Below are 23185 nucleotides of genomic sequence, written 5' to 3'. Positions count from 1 at the left end.
GTCTTGGCATGGATTCTTATCAGGCACTACTGGCCCGTCAGGACGGCGATCAGATCACCGCGTCGGTGGAGACGCTCGACGCCTCCGAACTTCCCCCCGGCGACGTCACGATCCGGGTCGCCTATTCCAGCGTCAACTACAAGGACGCACTCGCGCTGACACCGCGTGGCGGGGTGGTCCGGGACTATCCGATCGTGCCCGGCATCGACCTCACCGGTGAGGTCGTGGAGTCCGACTCCGCCGAGTTCGCCGTCGGCGACCAGGTATTGGCGCACGGTTACGCGATCGGCACCGGCCACCACGGCGGCTACGCCGAGTATGTGCGGCTGCCCGCCGATCAGGTTGTCGCACTGGGATCGCTGACACCGCGCGAAGGCGCGGCGATCGGAACGGCCGGTTTCACCGCGGCGCTGAGCGTCGAGGCCCTGATCGGGTACGGCGTCACACCCGACGACGGCCCGATCGTGGTGACCGGTGCGACCGGCGGCGTCGGCTCGGTGAGCGTGGACATCCTCGCTGCCGCCGGTTTCCACGTGGTGGCCTCCACCGGAAAGGCCGAGGCGGCCGAGCATCTCAAGTCCCTTGGGGCCGCGGAGGTCATCGGCCGGCTGCCCGAGGACCCCGACGCCAAGCCCCGCCCGCTGGGCAAGTCGCGGTGGGCGGGCGCGGTCGATTGCGTCGGCGGAACGACGCTGGCCGACGTCATCAGCACACTGGAGTACGGCGGTGCTGTCGCGGCCAGCGGTCTGACCGGTGGCCCGGCGCTCAACACGACTGTGATGCCCTTCATCCTGCGCGGGGTCGCGCTGCTGGGTATCGACTCGGTGCAGTTGCCGATCGGTCCGCGTCGGGCGCTGTGGGAGCGCCTGGGCGGCGAGCGCAAGCCGCGTCACCTCGACGACGTCACCCACGAGGTCGACGTCAAAGATGTCGTCTCGGTCATCGACCAGGTGCGGGCCGGTAAATACTCCGGGCGCGCGGTGGTACGGGTCGCCGGCGGCTTCTGAGCCTCAACAACAAAGCGGGCCACCGGCTTTCACCGGTGGCCCGCTTCGTTGGCTTGCTACATCAGGACTGCGGAGTAGCTCCCAGGTGGCTGATGAGATCGGGCTTCATCGCCTGAAGCTCGCGACCCCAGTAGGCCCAGTTGTGGGTGCCGTTGTCGGGGAAGTTGAACACACCGTTCTTGCCGCCCGCGGCCAGGTAGTTGTCGCGGAAGGTGATGTTGGTGCGAATGGTCAGACCCTCGAGGAAGGTGGCCGGCAGGTCGCCGCCGCCCAGCTCATTGGGCTTGCCGTTACCGCAGTAGATCCAGATGCGGGTGCCGTTGGCGACGATCGCGGGGATCTGCACCATCGGGTCGTTGCGCTTCCAGCCGCTGTTCGGATCTTCGGTCCGACCCCACATGTCGTTGGCCTTGAAACCGCCCGCGTCACCCATGGACAGGTTGATCAGGAACGGCCACGAGCCCTCAGACGGGTTCAGGAAGCCCGACATCGAACCGGCGTAGATGAACTGCTGCGGGTGGTACACCGACAGGATCAGCGAGGCCGAACCGGCCATCGACAGACCGATCGCGGCGCTGCCGGTGGGCTTGACCTGACGGTTGGCCGACAACCACTGCGGGAGTTCCTGGGTCAGGAAGGTCTCCCACTTGTAGGTCTGGCAACCGGTCTTGCTGCAGGCCGGCGAGTACCAGTCGGCGTAGAAGCTGGACTGTCCGCCGACGGGCATGACAATCGACAGACCGGACTGGTAGTACCACTCGAACGCCTGGGTGTTGATGTCCCAGCCGTTGAAGTCGTCCTGCGCACGGAGGCCATCGAGCAGGTAGACGGCCGGAGAGTTCGGTCCGCCACTCTGGAACTGGATCTTGATGTCGTGGCCCATCGAGGGCGACGGAACCATCAAGTACTCCACCGGGAGCCCCGGACGGGAGAACGCGCTCGCCGTTGCCGATTCACCGACCAGGCCGATCAGGCCCGGAAGAGCCGCCGCCGCAACCGCAGCGACAGCCAATCGACGCGGCCAGCCGCGCACCTTGTCAAACAAGGACTTCACAAATCCACCCCAGCTTTCTATGACCCCGGTTCTCGGATTGCAGAGTTGAGTAAAACATGCCGTCTCAAACCTGTGAAAGTCCGCCACGTTACCCAACTCCTTGGTTGGGGCTTGTCAGGGGTCTAAAGAAAAACTAATGTCACTTTTAGTTTTCTACCGATGCGTACCTCGACGCCAATCTCGGGAGAGTCCATGGAATCCTTCACTCACCTGCGCAAAGGCACAACACCTCGGCGCGTCCACGCCGACCTCGACGGCCTCAAGGACGATGAACTGGGCCGAGGTGGATTCACCGGCCGTACCGCCAATATCTACCGCCGTAACGATCCCACCACATTTCGCGCCACGGGTCCGCTACGACCGCTCGACGTCCTTTCCAGTGAGCTCAAACCCAGCGACCTCGCCGACTTCGCCGGCACACCGCTGCTGCTGTTCACCAACGACGACTGCCGCATCTCACTGAGCCGGCGCGAGGCGGCCATGCCGTTCTATGTGCGCTACGTCGACGGCGACCTGCTGTGCTTCGTCCACCAAGGTTCCGGATCATTGGAAACCGAGTTCGGACCACTGGACTACCGCACCGGCGACTGGATCTACATCCCGAAGGCGTGCACGTGGCGGCAGATCCCCACCCCGGGGCACGAAAGCACCTGGCTGATCATCGAGGCCACCGACGAGTTCCGGGTGCCACCGGCGGGCCCACTCGGGCGCCACTGGCCCTTTGACCCCTCCCAGGCCGTCGTGCCGGACCCAGCGCCCATCGACGACGGCGACGGGCCGCACACCGACGGTGAATATCAGGTGCGGCTCTATCACCGCCCTATCGACGGCGTCGACACCACAACACTGCGCTACCCGCATAACCCGATCGACGTCGAAGGGTGGCGCGGCGACAACTACGCGTTCACCTTCAATATCGACGACTACAACGTGGTCACCTCCGACAGCGTGCACCTGCCGCCGATGGTGCATCTGTTCATGGAAGCGACGGGCGTGTACGTCTGCAATTTCCTGCCGAAGCCGGCCGAATCGGTCCCCGGCACCGAACGCACCCCCTGGTATCACCGCAACGTCGACTTCGACGAGATCGCGTTCTTCCACGGCGGCTCGCTCTACGGCATCCCGATGCCGCCGGGGTTGATCAGCCACGCCCCGCAGGGGGTCCACCACGGCGCACCGGAGAAAGCTCGCGAGCGGGCCCGGCGCAAGTTCGACGACTTCGACCGCGTGGACTGGAAAGTCATCGCGATTGACACCCGCAGGCGACTGGTCCCGTCGCCGGAGGTCCTGGCCAACGATTTGGAGCAGCACTGATGGTTACCCCGGTCAAACGCGCCTACGAACGCATCCCGTATCTCATTGCCTACCAGAACACTTCGGCCGTCCGCGACGTCTACGGCGGAGTCGCGGAGCTGGTCGTGCTGGAGAGCTACCTGCTCAAACCCACCACCCCGTCCGACACCGTGCTGGTGTTCATGCACCCGATCGGCGGTGGCGCCTACCTGCCGATGATCAACGCGCTGGCGAAGGCCGGGCATCACGTCATCTACTGCAACAGCCGCTTCCGTGGCACCGACTCGGCGCTGCTGATGGAGAAGGTGGTCGAGGATCTCGGCGAATGCATCAAGGACGCCAAGAATCGGCTGGGTTACACCAAGGTCGTCCTCGCCGGGTGGAGCGGCGGCGGGTCGCTGTCGGTCTTCTATCAACAGCAGGCTCAGAACCCGACGATCACGGCGAGTCCGTCCGGTGACGGCCCGGATCTGACCAAGTTGGGCTTGATTCCCGCCGACGGCATCATGCTGCTGGCCGCGCACATCAGCAGGCACGGCACCATGACCGAATGGATGGATGCGTCCATCCTCGACGAGAGCGACCCCACCAAGCGGGATCCCGAACTCGACCTGTACAACCCGGACAACCCCAACCAGCCGCCGTACACACACGAGTTCCTGACGCGCTATCACGAGGCGCAGATCGCCCGAAACCGGCGAATCACCAAGTGGGTCAAGAATAAATTGGCCGAGCTCAAAGCCGAAGGCCGACCCGATGACGAATTCTGTTTCGTCGTGCACGGCACCATGGCCGACCCACGGTGGCTCGACCCGACCGTCGACCCCAACGAACGCGCCCCGGGCACCTGTTATCTCGGCGATCCGCAGGTGGTCAACATGAGCCCGGTCGGGCTGGCACGGTTCTGCACCCTGCGCAGCTGGCTGTCACAGTGGAGCTATGACGACGCCAACGGTGACGCCGTGAAGGCCGGCCCGGACATCGCTGTGCCGGCACTGGTGATCGGTAACCTCGCCGACGACGCCTGTACGCCCAGCCATACCCGTCGGCTCTATGAGGCGATCGGGCATCCCGATAAGGAGATGCACGAGATCCCGGGCGCCAACCATTACTACTCCGGACCCGACCAGCGCGAGACGCTGCGTCAGGCCGTCGGGATCGTCACGGATTGGCTGGTCCGACACGACTTCTCAAAGGCTGATTGATGGCGCGAGCAGACACAGAATCGCGCATTTTCACCCAATTTCGTGCGAGTTTGCGTCTGCTCGAGGTGAGAAAGGGTGTGCGATGACGACTGGCCCCCTGGACGGTATTCGCGTCCTCGAGGTCGGGACGCTGATCTCGGGACCGTTCGCCGGCCGGCTGCTCGGCGACATGGGTGCCGAGGTCATCAAGATCGAGCCGCCGGGCGCTCCGGACCCGCTGCGCACCTGGGGCCAGGCCGAATTGGACGGTCACCACTTCTTCTGGACGGTGCACGCCCGCAACAAGAAGGCCGTCACACTCAACCTGCGCCAGCCCCGCGGGCGCGACCTGTTCCTTGATCTGGTCGAGAAGTCGGACATCATCGTCGAGAACTTCCGGCCCGGAACGCTGGAGAAGTGGGGCCTGGGTTACGACGTTCTGCGCGAACGCAATCGGGGCATCATCCTGGTCCGGGTGTCCGGCTACGGCCAGACCGGACCGGAGGCGAAGAAGGCCGGCTACGCGTCGGTGGCCGAGGCCGCCAGCGGGCTGCGACATATGAACGGCTTCCCCGGCGGACCGCCGCCGCGGCTGGCGCTGTCCCTCGGCGACAGTCTGGCCGGTATGTTCGCCGCGCAGGGTGCGCTGGCGGCGCTATATCGGCGCACCGTCACCGGTGAGGGGCAGATCGTCGACGCGGCACTGACGGAATCGTGCCTCGCCGTGCAGGAGTCGACGATCCCCGACTACGACGTCGGTGGTGTGGTGCGCGGACCGTCGGGCACCCGGCTGGAAGGCATTGCCCCATCCAACATCTACCGCAGCGCCGACGGTAGCTGGGTGGTGATCGCCGCCAACCAGGACACCGTGTTCCGTCGGTTGTGCGCGGCGATGGGTCAACCCGAGCTGGCCGACGACGACCGGTTCGCCAATCACGTTGCGCGCGGCCGCAATCAAGACGAGCTCGACAGGATCATCGGTGACTGGGCCGCGGCCCGCCAACCGGACGACATCATCACCACTCTCAGCGAGGCCGGCGTGATTAGTGGGCCGATCAACACCGTCGCCGAGGTCGTCACCGATCCGCAATTGCTGTCCCGCGGCATGATCGCCGACCACTGGGACGAACGCATCGGACGCAATGTGAAAGGGCCGGGCGTGGTTCCGGTGCTGTCGGAGTCCCCCGGCACCATTCGATCGGCCGGATCAGCGCGTCCCGGGCAGCACAACAGCGAGGTGTACGGTGAACTTCTGGGCCTGCGGTCCGAGGAGATCGCCGACCTCGAGTCCCAGGGGGTGCTGTGAGCGACCTACCCGAACACGTGACGATCCGTGAGGTCGCGCTGCGCGACGGCCTGCAGATCGAAGACCCGATCCCGTTGTCCGCCAAGCTCGAACTCCTCGCCGCGATCGCCGCCACCGGTGTGCGCGAGGTCGAGGCGACGGCCTTCGTCTCGCCGTCGAAGGTGCCGGCCCTGGCCGACGCGCCGGAGCTGGCAGCCCACCTCGGCGACTATCCGGACATCGAGTTCTCCGCGCTGGTCGCCAGCCCCAACGGCGCCAAGCGCGCGATCGCCGCGGGCTTGAGGTCGGTCGAATACGTGGTGTCGGCGGCCGACGCCCACAGCCGGGCCAACGTCGGGCGCAGCAGCGCCGAGGCCACCACACAGATCGCCGACATCGTCGCCATCGCCCACGACTCCGGCGTCACCGTCGAGGTCATCATCGCCACGGCCTGGGACTGCCCGTTCGACGGGCCCACCCCGCCGCAGCGGGTGCTCGACATCGTCGATGCCGCATGTGAATTCGGCGCCGACCGGCTGGCCATCGCCGACACGATCGGCACCACCACGCCGGGGCGCGTCACCGCACTGATGAATCAGGTCAGACCCCGCATCGGTAATCGGCCCCTGGGAGCGCACTTCCACAACACCCGCGGGGCCGGGCTGGCCAGCGCGTACGCGGCGGTGGCCGCGGGTGTGACACGGCTCGATTCCTCGGTTGGCGGCCTGGGCGGCTGCCCGTTCGCACCGGGAGCGAGCGGCAACATCGCCACCGAGGACCTCGTATACCTATTGCGAGACAGCGGGATTGGCGTCGACGTCGACCTACCGGCCGCGATCAGCGCGGCAGCAGTGGCGAAATCGGTGGTCGGTCACGATCTGCCCAGCGCTCTGCTGCGGGCCGGTGACCGGATCTTGAACTGACCCCTGATGGAATCGACCCGGGTGGATCGATGGTTGTGGGCGGTCCGACTGACCAAGACCCGGCCGGACGCCGCCGCGGCGTGCCGGGGCGGGCACGTCCGGGTCAACGGCCGGTTGGCCAAGCCTTCGACGTCGGTGGCGCCCGGTGACGAAGTGCGCGCGCTCGTGAATGACACGACGCGCATCGTCGAAGTCGTGCGGGTGATCGCGAAACGAGTGGGTGCCGCCGACGCTGCCACCTGCTACCTGGACCGCACCCCCAAACCACCCTCGGTCCCGGTCGTGCCGGTAGCGGCCCGCGACCGTGGCGCGGGCCGGCCGACCAAACGTGAGCGCCGGGCTCTGGAGAAGTGGCGTGCGAGCCAGTGGTGAACCGGCCCGGCCGCCCTACTTCGTCAGAGTGAACTGGCAGACGTCGGTGTAGCGGTTGCGGAACAGATCCGCACACCCCGTCAGGTACTTCATGTAGCGGTCGTAAACCTCTTCGGACTGCAGCGCGATCGCCTCGTCGCGACGCGCCTCGAGTGCGGCCGCCCAGAGGTCCAGGGTCTTGGCGTAGTGCTGTTCCAGGGATTGGATGCGTTCGGTGGTGAAGCCGGCCTTCCCGGAGAGCTCCACCACCAGCTCACGCGTCGGGAGGTGACCGCCGGGGAAGATCTCCACCGAGATGAACTTGAAGAACCGCAGCAGGCTCATCGTGATGGGCAGCCCGCGTGCCTCCATCTCGGCCCGCGGGATCTGCATGATCGAGTGCAGCATCATCACGCCGTCGTCGGGCAGGACGCCGTACGCGAAGTCGAAGAACGCGTTGTAGCGGTCCGCCCCGAAGTGTTCGAAAGCACCGATCGACACGATCCGGTCCACGGGCTCGTTGAACTGTTCCCAGCCCTGCAGCACGACACGGCGACTGCGCGTGGTGTCCATCTCGGCGAACGCCCGCTCGGCATGAGCCTGCTGATTGCGGCTCAGCGTCAAGCCGATGACGTTGACGTCGTACTTCTCGATCGCCCGGCGCATCGTGGCGCCCCAGCCGCAGCCGACGTCAAGCAGCGTCATCCCGGGCTCCAGGCCCAGCTTGCCCAGCGACAGGTCGATCTTGGCGAGCTGCGCCTCGTGCAGTGTCAGATCATCGCGCTCGAAGTAGGCGCAGCTGTACGTCTGCGTCGGGTCGAGGAAGAGCCGGTAGAAGTCGTCGGAGAGGTCGTAATGCGACTGGACGTCTTCAAAGTGCGGCTTCAGGTCTGAGGTGGTGCTCAATGCATGTGACAAGGAAAAGCCTTCGACTATTGGGCTGATTTTTGTGCAGCTCCAATTGCTCAAGAGCCTCCCTGACCAGATACAAGGGTACGCAATCGTGTCAAGGCGCGCCCACACGACCAGCGTTGGGCCAGGTCAGGTCGGAATTTTGCAGTCGCGGCGCCCTTGCCAAACCATTGGAACGAAAAGTAACGTCAGCTTTAGTTTCACACCAGCGAGCACGGGGGCCAGCCATGGAACCGTCCAGCCGTTCGCGTACCGCGGACGGGGCCGGCGACGCCCCGCGCGCATTGAGCTCCAAGGGTCGCCAGACCCGCCAGGCCATCGAGGACGCGGCTCGAAAGCTGTTCGCCGAACGAGGCTTCCACGGCACCACTTTGGTCGACATCACCTCGGCGGCCGGCCGGTCCCCCGCGGTGTTCTACCGGTACTACGACGACAAAGAGGATTTGCTTGCCGCACTGGCCGATTCGTTTCTGCACGATGTCGTGCTGCCCTCGGGATTGCGATTACATCTTCCCGAATCACCGGACGATACAAGCTTTTTCGTCACCGTCGTGACCGCGTACTGGGAGATGTTCAAACAGAGCATCGGCATCATGGTCGCCGTCGACCAGCTCGCCGCCACCCAGCCGCGGTTCGCCGGCCTACAGAACGAGTTCCGCCAGTTCGGCGTCGACATCGTCGCGGCGTCGGTGCTGCGGGCCCAGGAACACGGTTACGCGACCGGCCTGCAGCCCGAGCACACCGCGCTGGCGATCGCGCTGCTGTTCGAACAATTCACCACCGTATGTCTGCGCCCCGACAGCTCGGGACTGGGGCTGCGCCTGTCGGACGACGACGCGATCACGACCTTGTCCACCATTTGGAAGAAAACGCTCTACGGATATTGATCGATAGGAGATCAGTGTGGATTTCTCTCTGCCCGAACACCTTACGACGCTGCTGGCCGAGATGGACGCGTTCATCGACGCCGAGATCAAACCGCTCGAACGTGAGCACATGCAGTACTTCGATCAGCGTCGCGAGTTCGCCCGCACCGATGTCGAGAACGGTGGCATTCCGCGCCGGGAGTGGGAGGATTTACTCGACGAGATGCGTCGTCGCGCTGACAAAGCGGGCTGGCTGCGCTACGGGCTGCCGTCGAAGTTCGGTGGTCGCGACGGTTCCAACCTCGATATGGCGGTGATCCGAGAGCATCTGGCGCACAAGGGTCTTGGCCTGCACAACGATCTTCAGGACGAATCCTCGATCGTCGGGAACTTCCCCCAGGTCATCGTGATGGACCGGTTCGGAACCGACGACCAGAAGAGCGAATGGATCGAGGCGATGCTGACCGGCAAGCGGTCGATGGCCTTCGGACTCACCGAACCGGACCACGGCTCGGACGCTACCTGGCTCGAGACCCGCGCCGTCCGCGACGGTGACGACTGGGTGATCAACGGCAACAAGCGCTGGAACACCGGCGTCCATCGCGCCACCCATGACCTCGTGTTCGCCCGCACCTCCGGCGAGTACGGCCAGGCCCGCGGCATCACCGCATTCCTGGTTCCGTGCGACGCCGAGGGCTTCGAAGTGCCCTACTACTGGTGGACGTTCAACATGCCCACCGACCACGGCGAGGTCGTCCTGCGCGACGTCCGCATCCCTGCCGACGCCGTACTCGGCGAGGTGGATCACGGCCTGGAAGTGGCACAAACCTTCCTGCACGAGAACAGGATTCGGCAGGCGGCGAGCAGCCTCGGCGCCGCCCAGTACTGTATCGACCGTGCTGTGGACTACGCAGGCAAGCGCGTGACGTTCGGTAAGCCGCTGGCAGTCAACCAGGCGGTGCAGTGGCCACTGGTGGAGCTGCAGACCGAAGCGCAGATGGTCCGCCTGCTGGTGCGGTACGCGGCCACCGAACTCGACCGCAACCACCACCTCGAGGTGTCCGACAAGGTGTCGATGGCGAACTATCGCGCCAATCGGCTGGTGTGCGAGGCCGCCGACCGGGCCATGCAGGTCCACGGCGGTGTCGGCTACAGCCGCCACGAGCCGTTCGAGCACATCTACCGCCACCACCGCCGCTACCGGATCACCGAGGGAGCCGAGGAAATACAGATGCGCCGGGTGGCCCAACGGATGTTCAAGTTCGGCAAGCCGGCTCGCTGACGTGACCGCCGAAACGCTGTCCGACAATGTGGCCGGTGTGCTGCGTCCGTTACTCGGCGCCGACACCGAGGTCGACAACCTGCGCGCCCTGACCGGCGGCGCCAGCCGCACCACATGGGCCTTCGACGCGGTCACCGGCGCGCAGCGGCGCGCCCTGATCCTGCGCACCGGCCCGCCCGACGATGTGCACGCGGGAATGGAACTGGAAGCCGCCGTGCAGGTCGCCGCCGCCGCGGCCGGCGCTCCGGTACCCGACGTGTTGGTCGCCTCCGATTCGGTTGAGGCGCTGGGCAACCCGTTTCTGATCTGCGGTGAGATCGCCGGTGAGACCATCGTGCGGCGGATCCAGCGCCAACTCGACGATGACGGGCGCGCCACGCTGCTGCGGCAGTGCGCGCAGGCGTTGGCGGCGATTCATCGCGGCGCAGCCGATGCGCCGGGCCTGGCCGAGCAGGACCAGATGGCGGAATGGCACCAGCGTCTCGATGAAATGGGTGATACCACAGCGACATTCGAGTGGGCGTTCCGGTGGCTCGCGGCACATCGACCGCCACCTTCTCCCCTGCGGCTGGTGCACGGTGATTTCCGGATGGGCAACCTGATTGTCGACGGCTCCAACCTGGCGGCGGTATTGGACTGGGAGCTGGTCCACATCGGCGAGATCTACGAGGACATCGCCTGGTTCTGCATCCGGGCCTGGCGGTTCGGCGCTCCGCCCAGCATGGCCGCGGGTGGCCTGGGCAGCATCGACGACTTCGTGACGGCCTACGAGGAAGCCGGTGACGCGACCGTCGACCGGGCGACGCTTCGCTGGTGGCTGGTGCTGGCCACCCTGCGCTGGGGGGTGATCTGCCGCTTTCAGGCCGAACGGCATCTGAGCGGCCAGACCCGCTCGGTCGAACTCGCCGCGATCGGCCGCCGGGTCTGCGAAACCGAATGGGATGTGCTCGACCTGCTGGAGGGTGTCTCATGACCGGGCTCAACGGGCGGCCCACCGCCGCCGAACTCGTCGCTGCCGTTGCGGAGTTCCTCGAAGGCGACGTCCGGGCCAACACCACCGGGTCGGTCAACTTCCACGCCCTCGTCGCCGCCAACGTCTTGCGCACCGTCGAACGCGAACTGCTCGACGACACCGCGGCCGAACCACTGGCCGCCCTCGAGCGGCTCGGCTATCCGGACGAACGCGCCCTCGCCGCCGCCATCCGCGCAGGCGATCTCGACGACCGCGGTGACGAGGTGGTGGGCGGCCTGCGCGCGTTGGTTCGCCACCGACTGGCCATCGCCCATCCTGGATACGACGCACCCGAGGGAGGCACGCGGTGATGGCCGAAGACACCCGCATCCTGCAGGCCGCCGATCGACTGTTCGCCGCCATCACCGACGGTGACGTGGACGCCGTGGCGGCACTGTGGTCCGACGATGTCACCGTCTGGCACACCGGCGATGAGCGCGACAGCGACAAGACCCGCGCCCTGAAAGTCATCCGGTGGTACGTCGGCGCCACCACCTACCGGCACTACGAGGTGCTCGACCGGCAGGTCTTCGACGGCGGCTTCGTCCAGCAGCACATCCTGCACTGCACCTCCATACGCGGTGAAGACGTGGCCCTTCGGGTATGCCTGGTGGTGAAGATCGGAGACGATGGGCTGATCCGGCGGATCGACGAATACCTCGATCCGGCCGACCTGGCGCCGCTGCTGTCCTGAGGGAGATGAGATGTCCGCATTGCACGCGCTGCTCAACGATCCCGGCGCTGCCGGGACCTGGCAACTGGTTCCCGCGCGGTCGTCGGTTCGATTCAAGAACAAGACTTTCTGGGGGTTGGCCACCGTCACCGGCAAATTCGGTGATGTGAGCGCCACCGGCCAGATCAGTGCGAACGGTGCGGTGTCGGGCCGGCTGGACATCCGGGCGTCGTCGCTGAAGACGGGCATCGGCAAGCGCGACGAACACCTACGCTCGGCCGACTTCTTCGACGTCGAGAACCATCCCGACATTCGCGTCGAAGTGACCGCACTGAAACCCACCGGCGATGACACCGCCGACCTCACCGCCACACTCACCGCGCGCGGCGTCAGCCGGCCGATGCCGTTGTCGGCAACGATCACACCGCTCGGCGACGGCACGGTGCAGCTGACCGCCCAGACCTCGGTCGACCGCACCACATTCGGGGTCAGCGGCAACATGATCGGCATGATGCCCGCCACCACCACACTGCTGGCCGACGTCGTCTTCGCCAAGGCGTGAGCAGAACCTGCCGAACGCCCTAAGCGACAGGTCATTTCGCAGTAGCATCGGCTGCGTGTCTCGCCCGGGCGCACAGCCCCTCCACGTGCTGGTCTACAGCAGCAATGCCCGCACCCGCGAGCAAGTGCGGCTGGCCCTGGGCACACGCGTGCATCCCGAACTGCCAGACCTCACCTATACCGACGTGGCCACCGGGCCGATGGTGATCCAGTTGATGGACGCCGGCGGATTCGATCTGGTGATCCTCGACGGCGAGGCCTCCCCCGTCGGCGGCATGGGCATTGCCAAACAACTCAAAGACGAGATCGACGACTGTCCGCCGGTACTGGTGCTGACGGGCCGCTCCGACGACGCGTGGCTGGCCAACTGGTCGCGCGCGGAGGCAGCGGTGCCGCACCCGATCGACCCGGTACGGCTCGGCGAGGCGGTCGTCGGTTTGCTGCGAACTTCGGTGTAGTGACAGAAACGCCAATTACGCTGTCGCCCTTGCCATCCCGGACCGAGATTGGCCGCGCTCAGCTCTTGAAGACATCCTAACGAAAACGCGGCAACCCACGACTCAAGATCGGTAGGCTGTGTCTTAGCTCACATCTCCAGCCCAAGCGAGGAGTGACACAGCCATATGAATTTGTACCTGCCCATCCTGGTGTTGGGGGTGATAGCGGCTGGGTTTGCGGTGGTGTCGGTGGTGATCGCGCTGGTGATCGGGCCTCGGCGGTTCAACCGGGCGAAGCTGGAAGCTTACGAGTGCGGGATCGAGCCGGTGGCCGGGGAGCCGGCTGGTCAGCGGTTCCCGATCAAGTACTACCTGACGGCGATGTTGTTCATCGTGTTCGACATCGAGATCGTGTTCCTCTATCCGTGGGCGGTCTCCTTCGATGCGTTGGGGACGTTCGCGCTGGTGGAGATGCTGATCTTCATGGCCACGGTGTTTGTGGCGTACGGATACGTGTGGCGTCGGGGTGGGCTGGAATGGGATTAGAGGAAGCACTGCCGGGCGGCATTCTGTTGTCGACGGTGGAGAAGGTCGCCGGGTTCGTGCGCAAGGGGTCGTTGTGGCCGGCGACGTTCGGGTTGGCGTGTTGTGCGATTGAGATGATGGCGACGGCGTCGCCGCGGTTTGATATCGCCCGGTTTGGGATGGAGCGGTTTTCGGCCACGCCGCGGCAGGCGGATCTGATGATCGTGGCGGGGCGGGTGAGTCAGAAGATGGCGCCGGTGTTGCGCCAGGTGTATGACCAGATGGCTGAACCGAAGTGGGTGCTGGCGATGGGGGTGTGCGCCTCCAGTGGCGGCATGTTCAACAACTATGCGGTGGTCCAGGGTGTGGATCATGTGGTGCCGGTGGACATCTATCTGCCCGGGTGTCCGCCGCGTCCGGAGATGTTGCTGAACGCGATTCTGGCGTTGCACGCCAAGATCGCCGAGATGCCGTTGGGGGTGCACCGCGCCGAGGCTGTCGCCGCAGCCGAAAAGGCCGCGCTGGCCGCGCCGACCACCCTGGAACTCAAAGGGCTGCTGCGGTGAGCGACCAAGACCGCAGTGATCCGGCCACGGATAGCGGCGGCGAGGTCATCGGCGTGCGCCGCGGCATGTTCGGCATCAACGGCAGTGGCGACACCTCCGGGTACGGCCGGCTGGTCCGCGCAGTCGCCCTGCCCGGCAGCACACCGCGGCCGTACGGCGGCTACTTCGACGACGTCGTCGACCGGTTGACCGAGGTACTGGGTGACGACGGATTCAGCGCTGCTGTCGAGCGCGTCGTGGTCTTCCGCAATCAGTTGACCCTCGACGTCCGTCGCGAACACCTGATCACCGTCGCCAGGGCACTTCGCGATGACGAACAACTGCGCTTCGAATTGTGTTGTGGTGTTTCGGGTGTGCACTATCCGCAGGATGCGGGTCGGGAGTTGCATGCGTTCTATCCGTTGATGTCGATCACGCATAACCGGCGGGTTCAGGTGGAGGTGGCGTGTCCGGATGCTGATCCGCATGTGCCGTCGCTGTTTTCGGTGTATCCGACGGTTGATTGGCATGAGCGGGAGACCTACGACTTCTTCGGCATCGTTTTCGACGGCCATCCCGGGTTGACGCGCATCGAGATGCCCGACGATTGGGTGGGCCACCCGCAGCGCAAGGACTACCCGCTGGGCGGAGTACCGGTCGAATACCACGGCGCCCAGATACCCCCACCCGACGAACGCAGGTCGTATCACTGATGAGCGTGGAAGAAAACGTGATCGTCCTGGGCGGCCAGGACTGGGAGGACATCGTCGCCGCCGCCCGCCAGGGCGAAGCCGGCGAACGCATCGTGGTGAATATGGGTCCGCAGCATCCCTCGACGCATGGGGTGTTGCGGTTGATCTTGGAGATCGAGGGTGAGACGGTCACCGAGGCGCGGTGTGGGATTGGGTATTTGCATACCGGGATTGAGAAGAATCTGGAGTACCGCACCTGGACTCAGGGTGTGACGTTTGTGACGCGGATGGATTATCTGTCCCCGTTTTTCAACGAGACCGCCTACTGCCTGGGTGTCGAGCAACTCCTCGGCATCACCGATGACATTCCGGTGCGGGCCAGTGTGGTGCGGGTGATGATGATGGAACTCAACCGCATCTCCAGTCATTTGGTGGCGTTGGCCACCGGCGGGATGGAGTTGGGGGCGATGACCCCGATGTTCTTCGGCTTCCGCGAACGCGAACTCATCTTGAGTGTGTTTGAGGCGATTACCGGGTTGCGGATGAACAACGCCTATATCCGCCCGGGCGGGTTGGCGACCGACCTGCCCGACGACGGACCCCAGCGGGTGCGGGATTTGTTGAAGATTTTGCCGGGCCGGTTACGGGAGCTCGAAGACCTGTTGACCGAGAACTACATTTGGAAGGCCCGCACCCAGGGCATCGGCTACCTGGATGTGACCGGTTGCATGGCGCTCGGGATCACCGGCCCGGTGCTGCGTTCGACCGGGTTGCCGCACGATCTGCGGAAGACCCAACCGTATTGCGGGTATGAAACCTATGACTTCGACGTCATCACCGATACCGGGGCCGACTGTTACGGCCGGTATCTGATCCGGGTCGGCGAAATGCACGAGTCATTGAAGATCGTGGCCCAGTGTGTGGACCGGTTGGAGCCGGGGCCGGTGATGATCAGCGATAAGAAACTCGCCTGGCCCGCCGATCTGCAACTCGGGCCGGACGGGTTGGGGAATTCCCCGGCGCATATCGCCAAGATCATGGGCACCTCCATGGAGGGGTTGATCCACCACTTCAAACTGGTGACCGAAGGGATCCGGGTGCCGGCCGGGCAGGTGTACATCGCCGTGGAGTCCCCGCGCGGCGAGTTGGGAGTCCACATGGTCTCCGACGGCGGGACCCGGCCCTATCGGGTGCACTACCGCGACCCGTCGTTCACCAATCTGCAAGCGGTGGCCGCGATGTGTGAGGGCGGCATGGTCGCCGACGTCATCGCCGCCGTCGCCTCCATCGACCCGGTCATGGGAGGTGTCGACCGATGAGCATCGATCTGGTGTTGGGGCCGCGCCCGGACGAACCCGGACCGCCGATCAGCGGACCGACCACCTACCCGGGCGAGGTTACCGCCCGGCTGGCCGCCGATGCGGCGGTGATCATGGCCCGCTACCCGCAGGCCCGCTCGGCGCTGCTGCCGCTGCTGCACCTGGTGCAGGCCGAGGACGGCTACCTCACCACCGCCGGAATCGCCTTCTGCGCCACCCAACTGGCCTTGACCGAGGCCGAAGTGGCGGCGGTGGCGACGTTCTACTCGATGTACCGGCGCACCCCCACCGGGGACTATCTGGTCGGGGTGTGCACCAACACCCTGTGCGCCATCATGGGCGGCGACGCCATCCTCGAAACCCTGCAACGCGAACTCGGCATCAACCCCGGCGACACCACCAGCGACGGCCGCATCACCTTAGAGCACATCGAATGCAACGCCGCCTGCGACTACGCCCCCGTCATCATGATCAACTGGGAATTCTTCGACAACCAAACCCCCACCACCGCACGACAACTCATCGACGGAATCCGCGCCGGTGAACAACCCGTAGCCACCCGCGGATCGCGGGTGTGCCCGTTCCGGGAGACCGCGCGAACACTCGCCGGATTGACCGGTGAGACGAGCGCGGAGGGTGGTGCGCCAGGTACTGCGACCCTGGCCGGTCTTCGGGTGGCTCGTGAGTTGAACATGTCGGCGCCTGCCGTTCCCGAGAGCGAGGGGCGATGACACCTGCCACACCGTTGACGCCGGTCCTCAGCCGCTTCTGGGACGAACCCGAACCCTGGACGCTCGAGACGTACCTGCGCCACGACGGCTATCAGGCCCTGCGGACGGCGCTCGGCATGAAACCCGATGACGTGATCGCGACGGTCAAAGAGTCGGGGTTACGCGGGCGCGGTGGTGCGGGCTTCCCGACCGGCACGAAATGGTCGTTCATTCCGCAGGATGCCACCGGTGCCGGAGCCAAACCGAAGTACCTCGTGGTCAACGCCGACGAGTCGGAACCCGGTACGTGTAAAGACATTCCGCTGATGTTGACCACGCCGCACTTTCTGGTCGAGGGTGCGATCATCGCGGCCTACGCGATTCGGGCCCGGCACGCGTTCATCTATGTGCGCGGTGAGGTGGTGCCGGTGCTGCGCCGGTTGCAGGCCGCGGTGGCCGAGGCGTACCAGGCGGGATATCTCGGCACCGACATTCAGGGCTCGGGCTTCGATCTGGACTTGATCGTGCATGCCGGTGCGGGCGCCTATATCTGCGGTGAGGAAACCGCCCTGCTGGATTCGCTGGAGGGTCGGCGTGGCCAACCCCGCCTGCGGCCACCGTTTCCCGCGGTGGCGGGACTCTACGCCTGCCCGACGGTGGTCAACAACGTCGAATCCATCGCCAGCGTGCCGCCGATCCTGCTCAACGGCGTGGACTGGTTCAAGGAAATGGGTTCGGAGAAATCGCCTGGCTTCACGTTGTATTCGCTGTCTGGCCATGTCACCAATCCCGGACAGTACGAGGCGCCGTTGGGTATCACCCTGCGCGAGTTGCTCGAGTACGCCGGTGGAGTCCGCGCTGGTCACGAGCTGAAGTTCTGGACGCCCGGCGGATCGTCGACTCCACTGCTGACGGCCGAACACCTGGACGTGCCACTGGATTACGAAGGCATGGCGTCGGTCGGTTCGATGCTGGGTACCAAGGCGCTGCAGATCTTCGACGAAACCACCTGCGTAGTGCGCGCGGTGCGGCGCTGGACCCAGTTCTACGCCCACGAATCCTGCGGCAAGTGCACACCCTGCCGGGAAGGCACCTACTGGCTCAGCCAAATCTATGAACGCCTCGAGACGGGTCGCGGCACCGAAGATGACATCGGCAAGCTGCTCGACATCTCCGACACCATCTTCGGAAAGTCGTTCTGCGCGTTGGGTGACGGCGCCGCGTCGCCGATCATCTCCTCGATCAAACATTTCCGCGCCGAGTACGAGGCACATCTGGGCGGCAGCTGCCCGTTCGACCCATATGCCTCGATGTTGGCCGCACCGGAAGGGGTGGGAGCCTGATGACGCAGACTTCCGATACCGGTACCCACGAGGCGCCCGCCGTGGAGATGGTCACCGTCGTCATCGACGATGTCGAGGTGGCAGTACCCAAGGGCACCTTGGTGATTCGGGCGGCGGAGTTGATGGGTGTGCAGATCCCGCGGTTCTGCGATCATCCGCTGCTGGACCCGGTCGGGGCGTGCCGGCAGTGTCTGGTGGAGGTGGAGGGCCAGCGCAAGCCGATGGCCAGCTGCACCACCACGGTCACCGACGGCATGGTGGTGCGCACCCAGTTCACCTCCGAGGCCGCCGATAAGGCGCAGCACGGGGTGATGGAACTGCTGTTGATCAACCATCCGTTGGACTGCCCGGTCTGCGACAAGGGCGGTGAATGCCCGCTGCAGAACCAGGCGATGTCCAACGGCCGGGTCGAAACCCGCTTCGAAGACATCAAGCGCACCTTTCCAAAGCCGATCAATCTGTCGAGTCAGGTGCTGCTGGATCGGGAGCGGTGTGTGTTGTGTGCCCGTTGCACACGGTTTTCCGAGCAGATCGCCGGGGATCCGTTCATCTCCCTGCTCGAGCGTGGCGCCCTGCAACAGGTGGGAATCGGACCTGGGGAGGCGTTCGATTCCTACTTCAGCGGCAACACGGTGCAGATCTGCCCGGTCGGGGCATTGACCGGAACCGCCTACCGGTTCCGGGCCCGCCCCTTCGATTTGGTGTCCAGCCCCAGCGTGTGTGAGCACTGCGCCTCCGGATGCGCCCAGCGCACCGATCACCGCCGCGGCGTCGTACTGCGCCGGTTGGCCGGTGACGACCCGGAAGTCAACGAGGAATGGAACTGCGACAAGGGCCGCTGGGCCTTCACCTACGCCCGTGTCGGTGACCGGCTGACCACCCCGATGGTGCGCGACGAGAACGGTGCGCTGCGCCCTGCGTCGTGGTCAGAAGCCATCGCGGTGGCAGCCGCGGGATTGAGGTCCGGCCGGGCCGGTGTGCTGGTGGGCGGCCGTGCCACCGCCGAGGACGCCTACGCCTACGCCAAGTTTGCACGAATCGCCCTGGACACCAACGACATCGACTTCCGCTCCCGCCCACATTCGGTCGAGGAACAGGAGTTCCTGGCGGCACACGTCGCCGGCCGCCGCGACGTCAGCTACGCCGACCTGCAGGCCGCACCCATGGTCGTACTGGCCGGGTTCGAACCAGAGGACGAATCCCCAATCGTGTTCCTGCGGTTACGCAAAGCGGTCCGCAAGCACGGGCTTCGCGTCCTGACCATTGCGCCGATGGTCTCCTACGGATCGGAGAAACTCTCGGCCCGGGTGGTGCTGACTCCACCCGGCCAAGAAGCGGCCGCCCTCGACGCGCTCGCCGATGACGTGCCGCCGGGAGCGATCATCCTGGCCGGGGAACGACTGGCCACCAGCCCGGGCGCACTGTCAGCGGCGATCCGCCTGTCCGACCGCACCCAGGCCCGCCTGGCCTGGATCCCACGGCGTGCCGGTGACCGCGGCGCCGTGGAAACCGGTTGCCTGCCCAACCTGCTGCCCGGCGCCCGCCCGGTCACCGAAATCGTTGCGCGCCAACAACTCGCGGCCGCATGGCATGTCGATGACCTACCCTCGGAGCCCGGCCGCGACACCGCCGACATCCTCATCGCCGCAGCCGGCGGCGAACTCGACGCACTCCTCATCGGCGGCGTGGACACCGTTGACCTCCCAGACCCGCCTGCCGCGCTGGCGGCGATCGAGTCGGCGGGCTTCGTGGTCAGCCTCGAACTGCGGGAGTCGGCGATCACCGAGGTGGCCGACGTGGTGTTCCCGATATCGCCGGTCGCCGAGAAAGCCGGTTCATTCCTGAACTGGGAGGGCCGGATTCGACCGTTCGAGCCGGCGCTGACCTCCAACGCCTTCCCGGACCTCCGGGTACTGCAGATCCTCGCCGACGAACTGGGTGTGGACCTCGGGTTCCGCACCGCCGACGAGGCCCGCGCCGAGCTCGCCGGGCTGGGCCAGTGGGACGGCCCGCGACCCGCTGCGCCATCGGTGGCCCCGAAAGAGCCGCCGGCGTTGGAATCCGGCGAGGCGGTGCTGGCCGGCTGGCGGCTGTTGCTCGACGACGGCCGATTGCAAGACGGAGAGCCGTATCTGGCGGGTACGGCGCGGCCGGCGGTGGTGCGGTTGTCGGCGGTGACGGCGGCCGGCATCGGCGCCGTCGATGGTGATGTGGTCATCGTCTCGACGGGCCGCGGCGAGATCGCCCTCCCCTTGGCCATCACTGAGATGCCCGACGGTGTGGTGTGGCTGCCGCTGAACTCACCCGGCAGCTCGGTGTACACCCAACTCGGGGTGACCGCGGGCGCTGTCGTCAGCATCGAGCGGGAGGCGCGGGCATGACTCCGCCGGCGACGATGCAGAGCGAAGCAATGAGGAGGAGCGGCGGCATGATCCCGCCGGATATGACTGTGTTCGGCCATGATCCGTGGTGGCTGATCCTGATCAAAGCCGTCGCGGTCTTCGCCTTCCTACTCTTGACAGTGCTCGTCGCGATCCTGTTGGAGCGCAAGATCCTGGGCCGCATGCAGATGCGGTACGGCCCGAACCGGGTGGGCCCCTTCGGGTTGCTGCAGTCGCTGGCCGACGGTATCAAGCTGGCGCTGAAGGAGGGCCTGACCCCGGCCGGGGTGGACAAACCCATTTACCTGATGGCCCCGGTCATTTCGGTGATCCCCGCGATCATGGCGTTCGCGGTGATCCCGTTGGGTCCCGTCGTCTCCGTGTTCGGCCACCGGACTCCGTTGCAGCTGACCGATCTGCCGGTGGCGGTGCTCTACATACTGGCGGTCACCTCGATCGGGGTGTACGGCATCGTCCTGGCGGGGTGGGCGTCAGGCTCGACCTACCCGCTGCTGGGCGGTCTGCGATCCAGCGCGCAGGTCATCTCCTACGAAATCGCCATGGCCCTGTCGTTCGCCGCGGTGTTCCTCTACGCCGGCACCATGTCCACCTCCGGGATCGTCGCCGCCCAGGAACACACCTGGTATGTGTTCCTGCTGCTGCCGTCGTTCGCGGTGTACGTCACCTCGATGGTCGGTGAGACCAACCGGGCACCGTTCGACCTGCCCGAGGCCGAAGGTGAACTGGTGGGCGGGTTTCACACCGAGTACTCGTCGCTGAAGTTCGCGATGTTCATGCTCGCCGAATACGTCAACATGACCACCGTCTCCGCTCTGGCGACCACCCTGTTCCTGGGTGGCTGGCATGCCCCGTGGCCGATCAGCCTGATCGACGGCGCCAACACCGGCTGGTGGCCGCTGATCTGGTTCGTGGCCAAGGTGTGGACGTTCATGTTCGTGTTCATGTGGCTGCGCGCCACCCTGCCCAGACTGCGCTACGACCAATTCATGGCACTGGGCTGGAAACTACTCATCCCCGTCTCCCTGGTCTGGATCATGATCGTCGCCGTCCTGCACAGCATCGGCCACAGCGGCATCATTCCCAACCTCATCGCGGCGGCGGTCCTGCTGCTTGCCCTGTTGGCCGCGAACTCGCTGCGGCACAAGCTCAGTCAGCGTTCCACCGCACCGCCGCCGACTCCAACCGGCGCCGGTGGATTCCCGATACCTCCCATGCCCGGGTCGCCGGTGCCGAGCAAGGAGAAAGCAGATGCCTAAGTTCCTCGACGCGGTCAAGGGTTTCGGCGTGACGTTCGGGACGATGTTCAAGCGTCCGATCACCGAGGAGTATCCCGAGAAGCCGGGGCCGGTCGCCCCGCGCTATCACGGCCGCCACCAACTCAACCGTTACGCCGACGGGCTGGAGAAGTGCATCGGCTGCGAGCTGTGCGCCTGGGCCTGCCCCGCCGACGCGATCTACGTCGAGGGTGCGGATAACACCGAGGAGCAACGCTTCTCCCCCGGCGAACGCTACGGGCGGGTCTACCAGATCAACTATCTGCGCTGTATCGGCTGCGGGCTGTGCATCGAGGCCTGCCCCACCCGCGCGCTGACGATGACCAACGTCTACGAGATGGCCGACGACAACCGCTCCGACCTCATCTACGGCAAGGACAAACTACTGGCCCCACTACAACCCGGCATGCAACCACCTCCCCATGCGATGACGCCGGGGGCGACGGACGACGACTACTACCTCGGCCATGTCACCCCCGAGGGACTGACGCGATGACGACGACGCTGCTCGCGGCCGAGATGATGACCCGCACCACCACAGCCGAAGCCGTCGCGTTCTGGATCCTCGCCGTCATCGCGGTCGCGGGTGCGATCGGCGTGGTCGCGGCACCCAAGGCGGTCTACTCCGCGATCTTCCTCGCGACGACGATGATCGCGCTGGCCATGATCTACGTCGCACAGGACGCGTTGTTCCTCGGCGTCGTACAGGTGGTGGTCTACACCGGTGCGGTGATGATGCTGTTCCTGTTCGTGCTCATGCTCGTCGGGGTGGATTCCTCGGAGTCGTTGGTGGAAACCATTCGTGGACAACGGGTTGCCGCGATCGTCGCGGGCCTCGGATTCGGCATCCTGCTGATCGCCGGCATCGGCAACATCGCCACCACCGGGTTCGTCGGGCTCGCCGAGGCCAACGCCGGCGGAAATGTGCAAGGCCTGGCGACGTTGATCTTCACCCGTGATCTGTGGGCGTTCGAGTTGACCAGTGCGTTGTTGATCACCGCTGCGCTCGGGGCGATGGTGCTGGCGCACCGGGAGCGCTTCGAGCGGCGAAAAACTCAGCGCGAGTTGGTGGTCGAGCGCTTCCAAACCGGCGCGCGCGCCACCCCACTCCCCAATCCCGGCGTCTACGCCCGCCACAACGCCGTCAACACGCTCGCCCGGCTCCCCGACGGCACTGACGAGGAATCCTCGGTCAGCACGATCCTTCGTACCAATGGGAACGGAGACGGCCAGCGATGAACCCGGACAACTATCTGTATCTATCGGCGTTGTTGTTCACGATTGGTGCGGCGGGGGTGTTGTTGCGGCGCAACGCGATCGTGATGTTCATGTGTGTGGAGTTGATGCTCAACGCCGCGAACCTGGCGTTCGTCACCTTCTCCCGCATGCACGGCCACCTCGACGGTCAGGTCGTCGCGTTCTTCACGATGGTGGTCGCCGCCTGCGAAGTGGTGGTCGGTTTGGCGATCATCATGACGATCTTCAGGACCCGACGCTCGGCGAACGTCGACGACGCCCACCTGCTGCGGCACTGA

26 protein-coding genes are annotated in these 23185 nt (G+C 65.6%); 24 read left to right on the top strand and 2 right to left on the bottom strand.

The window, feature by feature from the left end; genetic code table 11:
- Positions 1-8: 8 nt before the first annotated feature.
- Positions 9-1007, top strand: coding sequence for an oxidoreductase (locus K0O64_RS08345; RefSeq protein ID WP_096310727.1), 999 nt, complete (start codon positions 9-11; stop codon positions 1005-1007).
- Between the two features lie 61 nt (positions 1008-1068).
- Here K0O64_RS08345 and K0O64_RS08340 read toward each other — a convergent pair whose 3' ends face one another.
- On the bottom strand, positions 1069-2061 hold the full coding sequence (locus K0O64_RS08340; RefSeq protein WP_164520037.1) for an esterase family protein: 993 nt from the start codon (positions 2059-2061) through the stop codon (positions 1069-1071).
- A gap of 192 nt (positions 2062-2253) precedes the next feature.
- On the opposite strand from K0O64_RS08340, the gene K0O64_RS08335 reads away from it, so the two are divergent.
- The 5 genes from K0O64_RS08335 (at position 2254) to K0O64_RS08315 (ending at position 7118) form a co-directional block, all read left to right on the top strand.
- On the top strand, positions 2254-3375 hold the full coding sequence (locus K0O64_RS08335) for a homogentisate 1,2-dioxygenase (RefSeq protein ID WP_096310725.1): 1122 nt from the start codon (positions 2254-2256) through the stop codon (positions 3373-3375).
- On the top strand, positions 3375-4559 hold the full coding sequence (locus K0O64_RS08330) for an alpha/beta hydrolase family protein (RefSeq protein ID WP_096310723.1): 1185 nt from the start codon (positions 3375-3377) through the stop codon (positions 4557-4559). Before K0O64_RS08335 ends, K0O64_RS08330 begins: the two co-directional genes overlap by 1 nt.
- Positions 4560-4641: 82 nt before the next feature.
- Complete coding sequence (locus K0O64_RS08325) at positions 4642-5844, top strand: CaiB/BaiF CoA transferase family protein (protein WP_096310721.1); 1203 nt, start codon at positions 4642-4644, stop codon at positions 5842-5844.
- Positions 5841-6746 (top strand): hydroxymethylglutaryl-CoA lyase, encoded by a 906-nt coding sequence (locus tag K0O64_RS08320; protein ID WP_096310719.1) that lies wholly within the window; start codon positions 5841-5843, stop codon positions 6744-6746. The genes K0O64_RS08325 and K0O64_RS08320 overlap by 4 nt, the downstream gene beginning before the upstream one ends.
- 6 nt (positions 6747-6752) lie before the next feature.
- Entirely contained in the window at positions 6753-7118 is a 366-nt protein-coding gene (locus K0O64_RS08315) for an Hsp15 family ribosome-associated heat shock protein (RefSeq protein ID WP_096310717.1), read from the top strand.
- Positions 7119-7133: 15 nt separating this feature from the next.
- On the opposite strand, the gene K0O64_RS08310 is transcribed toward K0O64_RS08315, so the two are convergent.
- Positions 7134-8015 carry a cyclopropane mycolic acid synthase family methyltransferase gene (locus K0O64_RS08310; RefSeq protein ID WP_275085019.1) on the bottom strand — a complete coding sequence of 294 codons (882 nt, stop codon included), beginning with the start codon at positions 8013-8015 and terminating at the stop codon, positions 7134-7136.
- A 221-nt stretch (positions 8016-8236) separates the two neighbouring features.
- Here K0O64_RS08310 and K0O64_RS08305 point away from each other — a divergent pair, with 221 nt between their 5' ends.
- The 18 genes from K0O64_RS08305 (at position 8237) to nuoK (ending at position 23185) form a co-directional block, all read left to right on the top strand.
- Positions 8237-8896 carry a TetR/AcrR family transcriptional regulator gene (locus tag K0O64_RS08305; RefSeq protein ID WP_220046280.1) on the top strand — a complete coding sequence of 220 codons (660 nt, stop codon included), beginning with the start codon at positions 8237-8239 and terminating at the stop codon, positions 8894-8896.
- A 16-nt stretch (positions 8897-8912) separates the two neighbouring features.
- Positions 8913-10157 carry an acyl-CoA dehydrogenase family protein gene (locus K0O64_RS08300; protein WP_220046279.1) on the top strand — a complete coding sequence of 415 codons (1245 nt, stop codon included), beginning with the start codon at positions 8913-8915 and terminating at the stop codon, positions 10155-10157.
- 1 nt (position 10158) lies between these two features.
- Positions 10159-11130: a phosphotransferase family protein gene (locus tag K0O64_RS08295; protein ID WP_220046278.1), complete on the top strand. Its 972-nt coding sequence runs from the start codon at positions 10159-10161 to the stop codon at positions 11128-11130.
- Positions 11127-11480 (top strand): DUF6285 domain-containing protein, encoded by a 354-nt coding sequence (locus tag K0O64_RS08290; protein ID WP_071946875.1) that lies wholly within the window; start codon positions 11127-11129, stop codon positions 11478-11480. Before K0O64_RS08295 ends, K0O64_RS08290 begins: the two co-directional genes overlap by 4 nt.
- Positions 11480-11863 carry a nuclear transport factor 2 family protein gene (locus K0O64_RS08285; RefSeq protein ID WP_071946877.1) on the top strand — a complete coding sequence of 128 codons (384 nt, stop codon included), beginning with the start codon at positions 11480-11482 and terminating at the stop codon, positions 11861-11863. The genes K0O64_RS08290 and K0O64_RS08285 overlap by 1 nt, the downstream gene beginning before the upstream one ends.
- 10 nt (positions 11864-11873) lie before the next feature.
- Positions 11874-12404, top strand: a complete 531-nt coding sequence (locus K0O64_RS08280) for a YceI family protein (protein WP_071946879.1) — start codon at positions 11874-11876, stop codon at positions 12402-12404.
- 55 nt (positions 12405-12459) lie between these two features.
- Positions 12460-12861, top strand: a complete 402-nt coding sequence (locus K0O64_RS08275; RefSeq protein ID WP_071946881.1) for an Rv3143 family two-component system response regulator — start codon at positions 12460-12462, stop codon at positions 12859-12861.
- Positions 12862-13026: 165 nt separating this feature from the next.
- Complete coding sequence (locus tag K0O64_RS08270; RefSeq protein WP_071946883.1) at positions 13027-13386, top strand: NADH-quinone oxidoreductase subunit A; 360 nt, start codon at positions 13027-13029, stop codon at positions 13384-13386.
- Positions 13377-13931, top strand: coding sequence for a NuoB/complex I 20 kDa subunit family protein (locus K0O64_RS08265; protein ID WP_047329601.1), 555 nt, complete (start codon positions 13377-13379; stop codon positions 13929-13931). Before K0O64_RS08270 ends, K0O64_RS08265 begins: the two co-directional genes overlap by 10 nt.
- Positions 13928-14623 carry an NADH-quinone oxidoreductase subunit C gene (locus tag K0O64_RS08260; RefSeq protein WP_071946886.1) on the top strand — a complete coding sequence of 232 codons (696 nt, stop codon included), beginning with the start codon at positions 13928-13930 and terminating at the stop codon, positions 14621-14623. The genes K0O64_RS08265 and K0O64_RS08260 overlap by 4 nt, the downstream gene beginning before the upstream one ends.
- Positions 14623-15921, top strand: coding sequence for an NADH dehydrogenase (quinone) subunit D (gene nuoD, locus K0O64_RS08255; RefSeq protein WP_071946888.1), 1299 nt, complete (start codon positions 14623-14625; stop codon positions 15919-15921). The genes K0O64_RS08260 and nuoD overlap by 1 nt, the downstream gene beginning before the upstream one ends.
- Positions 15918-16652 carry an NADH-quinone oxidoreductase subunit NuoE gene (nuoE, locus tag K0O64_RS08250; RefSeq protein ID WP_071946890.1) on the top strand — a complete coding sequence of 245 codons (735 nt, stop codon included), beginning with the start codon at positions 15918-15920 and terminating at the stop codon, positions 16650-16652. Before nuoD ends, nuoE begins: the two co-directional genes overlap by 4 nt.
- A complete protein-coding gene (gene nuoF / locus K0O64_RS08245) occupies positions 16649-17974 on the top strand; it encodes an NADH-quinone oxidoreductase subunit NuoF (RefSeq protein ID WP_071946892.1) in 1326 nt (441 codons plus the stop codon). Before nuoE ends, nuoF begins: the two co-directional genes overlap by 4 nt.
- A complete protein-coding gene (locus K0O64_RS08240; protein ID WP_071946894.1) occupies positions 17974-20355 on the top strand; it encodes an NADH-quinone oxidoreductase subunit G in 2382 nt (793 codons plus the stop codon). The genes nuoF and K0O64_RS08240 overlap by 1 nt, the downstream gene beginning before the upstream one ends.
- Positions 20356-20402: 47 nt before the next feature.
- Positions 20403-21632: an NADH-quinone oxidoreductase subunit NuoH gene (gene nuoH / locus K0O64_RS08235; RefSeq protein ID WP_096310693.1), complete on the top strand. Its 1230-nt coding sequence runs from the start codon at positions 20403-20405 to the stop codon at positions 21630-21632.
- Positions 21625-22146, top strand: a complete 522-nt coding sequence (gene nuoI, locus K0O64_RS08230) for an NADH-quinone oxidoreductase subunit NuoI (protein WP_071946898.1) — start codon at positions 21625-21627, stop codon at positions 22144-22146. The genes nuoH and nuoI overlap by 8 nt, the downstream gene beginning before the upstream one ends.
- Positions 22143-22889, top strand: a complete 747-nt coding sequence (locus tag K0O64_RS08225; protein ID WP_071946900.1) for an NADH-quinone oxidoreductase subunit J — start codon at positions 22143-22145, stop codon at positions 22887-22889. The genes nuoI and K0O64_RS08225 overlap by 4 nt, the downstream gene beginning before the upstream one ends.
- Complete coding sequence (gene nuoK, locus K0O64_RS08220) at positions 22886-23185, top strand: NADH-quinone oxidoreductase subunit NuoK (RefSeq protein ID WP_071946902.1); 300 nt, start codon at positions 22886-22888, stop codon at positions 23183-23185. Before K0O64_RS08225 ends, nuoK begins: the two co-directional genes overlap by 4 nt.

Origin of the sequence: Mycolicibacterium pallens (assembly GCF_019456675.1) — a bacterium.
GTDB classification, from domain to species: domain Bacteria; phylum Actinomycetota; class Actinomycetes; order Mycobacteriales; family Mycobacteriaceae; genus Mycobacterium; species Mycobacterium crocinum.
Note: the sequence above shows the minus strand (reverse complement) of the source record. Positions and strands in the feature narration are given on the sequence as shown.

Coding starts and splice junctions, on each gene's coding strand:
- K0O64_RS08305 (WP_220046280.1), top strand. CDS start 8,237: ATGGAACCGTCCAGCCGTTCGCGTACCGCGGACGGGGCCGGCGACGCC.
- K0O64_RS08270 (WP_071946883.1), top strand. CDS start 13,027: ATGAATTTGTACCTGCCCATCCTGGTGTTGGGGGTGATAGCGGCTGGG.
- K0O64_RS08240 (WP_071946894.1), top strand. CDS start 17,974: ATGACGCAGACTTCCGATACCGGTACCCACGAGGCGCCCGCCGTGGAG.
- nuoH (WP_096310693.1), top strand. CDS start 20,403: ATGATCCCGCCGGATATGACTGTGTTCGGCCATGATCCGTGGTGGCTG.
- K0O64_RS08265 (WP_047329601.1), top strand. CDS start 13,377: ATGGGATTAGAGGAAGCACTGCCGGGCGGCATTCTGTTGTCGACGGTG.
- K0O64_RS08285 (WP_071946877.1), top strand. CDS start 11,480: ATGGCCGAAGACACCCGCATCCTGCAGGCCGCCGATCGACTGTTCGCC.
- K0O64_RS08290 (WP_071946875.1), top strand. CDS start 11,127: ATGACCGGGCTCAACGGGCGGCCCACCGCCGCCGAACTCGTCGCTGCC.
- K0O64_RS08225 (WP_071946900.1), top strand. CDS start 22,143: ATGACGACGACGCTGCTCGCGGCCGAGATGATGACCCGCACCACCACA.
- K0O64_RS08335 (WP_096310725.1), top strand. CDS start 2,254: ATGGAATCCTTCACTCACCTGCGCAAAGGCACAACACCTCGGCGCGTC.
- nuoD (WP_071946888.1), top strand. CDS start 14,623: ATGAGCGTGGAAGAAAACGTGATCGTCCTGGGCGGCCAGGACTGGGAG.
- nuoE (WP_071946890.1), top strand. CDS start 15,918: ATGAGCATCGATCTGGTGTTGGGGCCGCGCCCGGACGAACCCGGACCG.
- K0O64_RS08325 (WP_096310721.1), top strand. CDS start 4,642: ATGACGACTGGCCCCCTGGACGGTATTCGCGTCCTCGAGGTCGGGACG.
- K0O64_RS08345 (WP_096310727.1), top strand. CDS start 9: ATGGATTCTTATCAGGCACTACTGGCCCGTCAGGACGGCGATCAGATC.
- nuoK (WP_071946902.1), top strand. CDS start 22,886: ATGAACCCGGACAACTATCTGTATCTATCGGCGTTGTTGTTCACGATT.
- K0O64_RS08330 (WP_096310723.1), top strand. CDS start 3,375: ATGGTTACCCCGGTCAAACGCGCCTACGAACGCATCCCGTATCTCATT.
- nuoI (WP_071946898.1), top strand. CDS start 21,625: ATGCCTAAGTTCCTCGACGCGGTCAAGGGTTTCGGCGTGACGTTCGGG.
- K0O64_RS08315 (WP_096310717.1), top strand. CDS start 6,753: ATGGAATCGACCCGGGTGGATCGATGGTTGTGGGCGGTCCGACTGACC.
- K0O64_RS08280 (WP_071946879.1), top strand. CDS start 11,874: ATGTCCGCATTGCACGCGCTGCTCAACGATCCCGGCGCTGCCGGGACC.
- nuoF (WP_071946892.1), top strand. CDS start 16,649: ATGACACCTGCCACACCGTTGACGCCGGTCCTCAGCCGCTTCTGGGAC.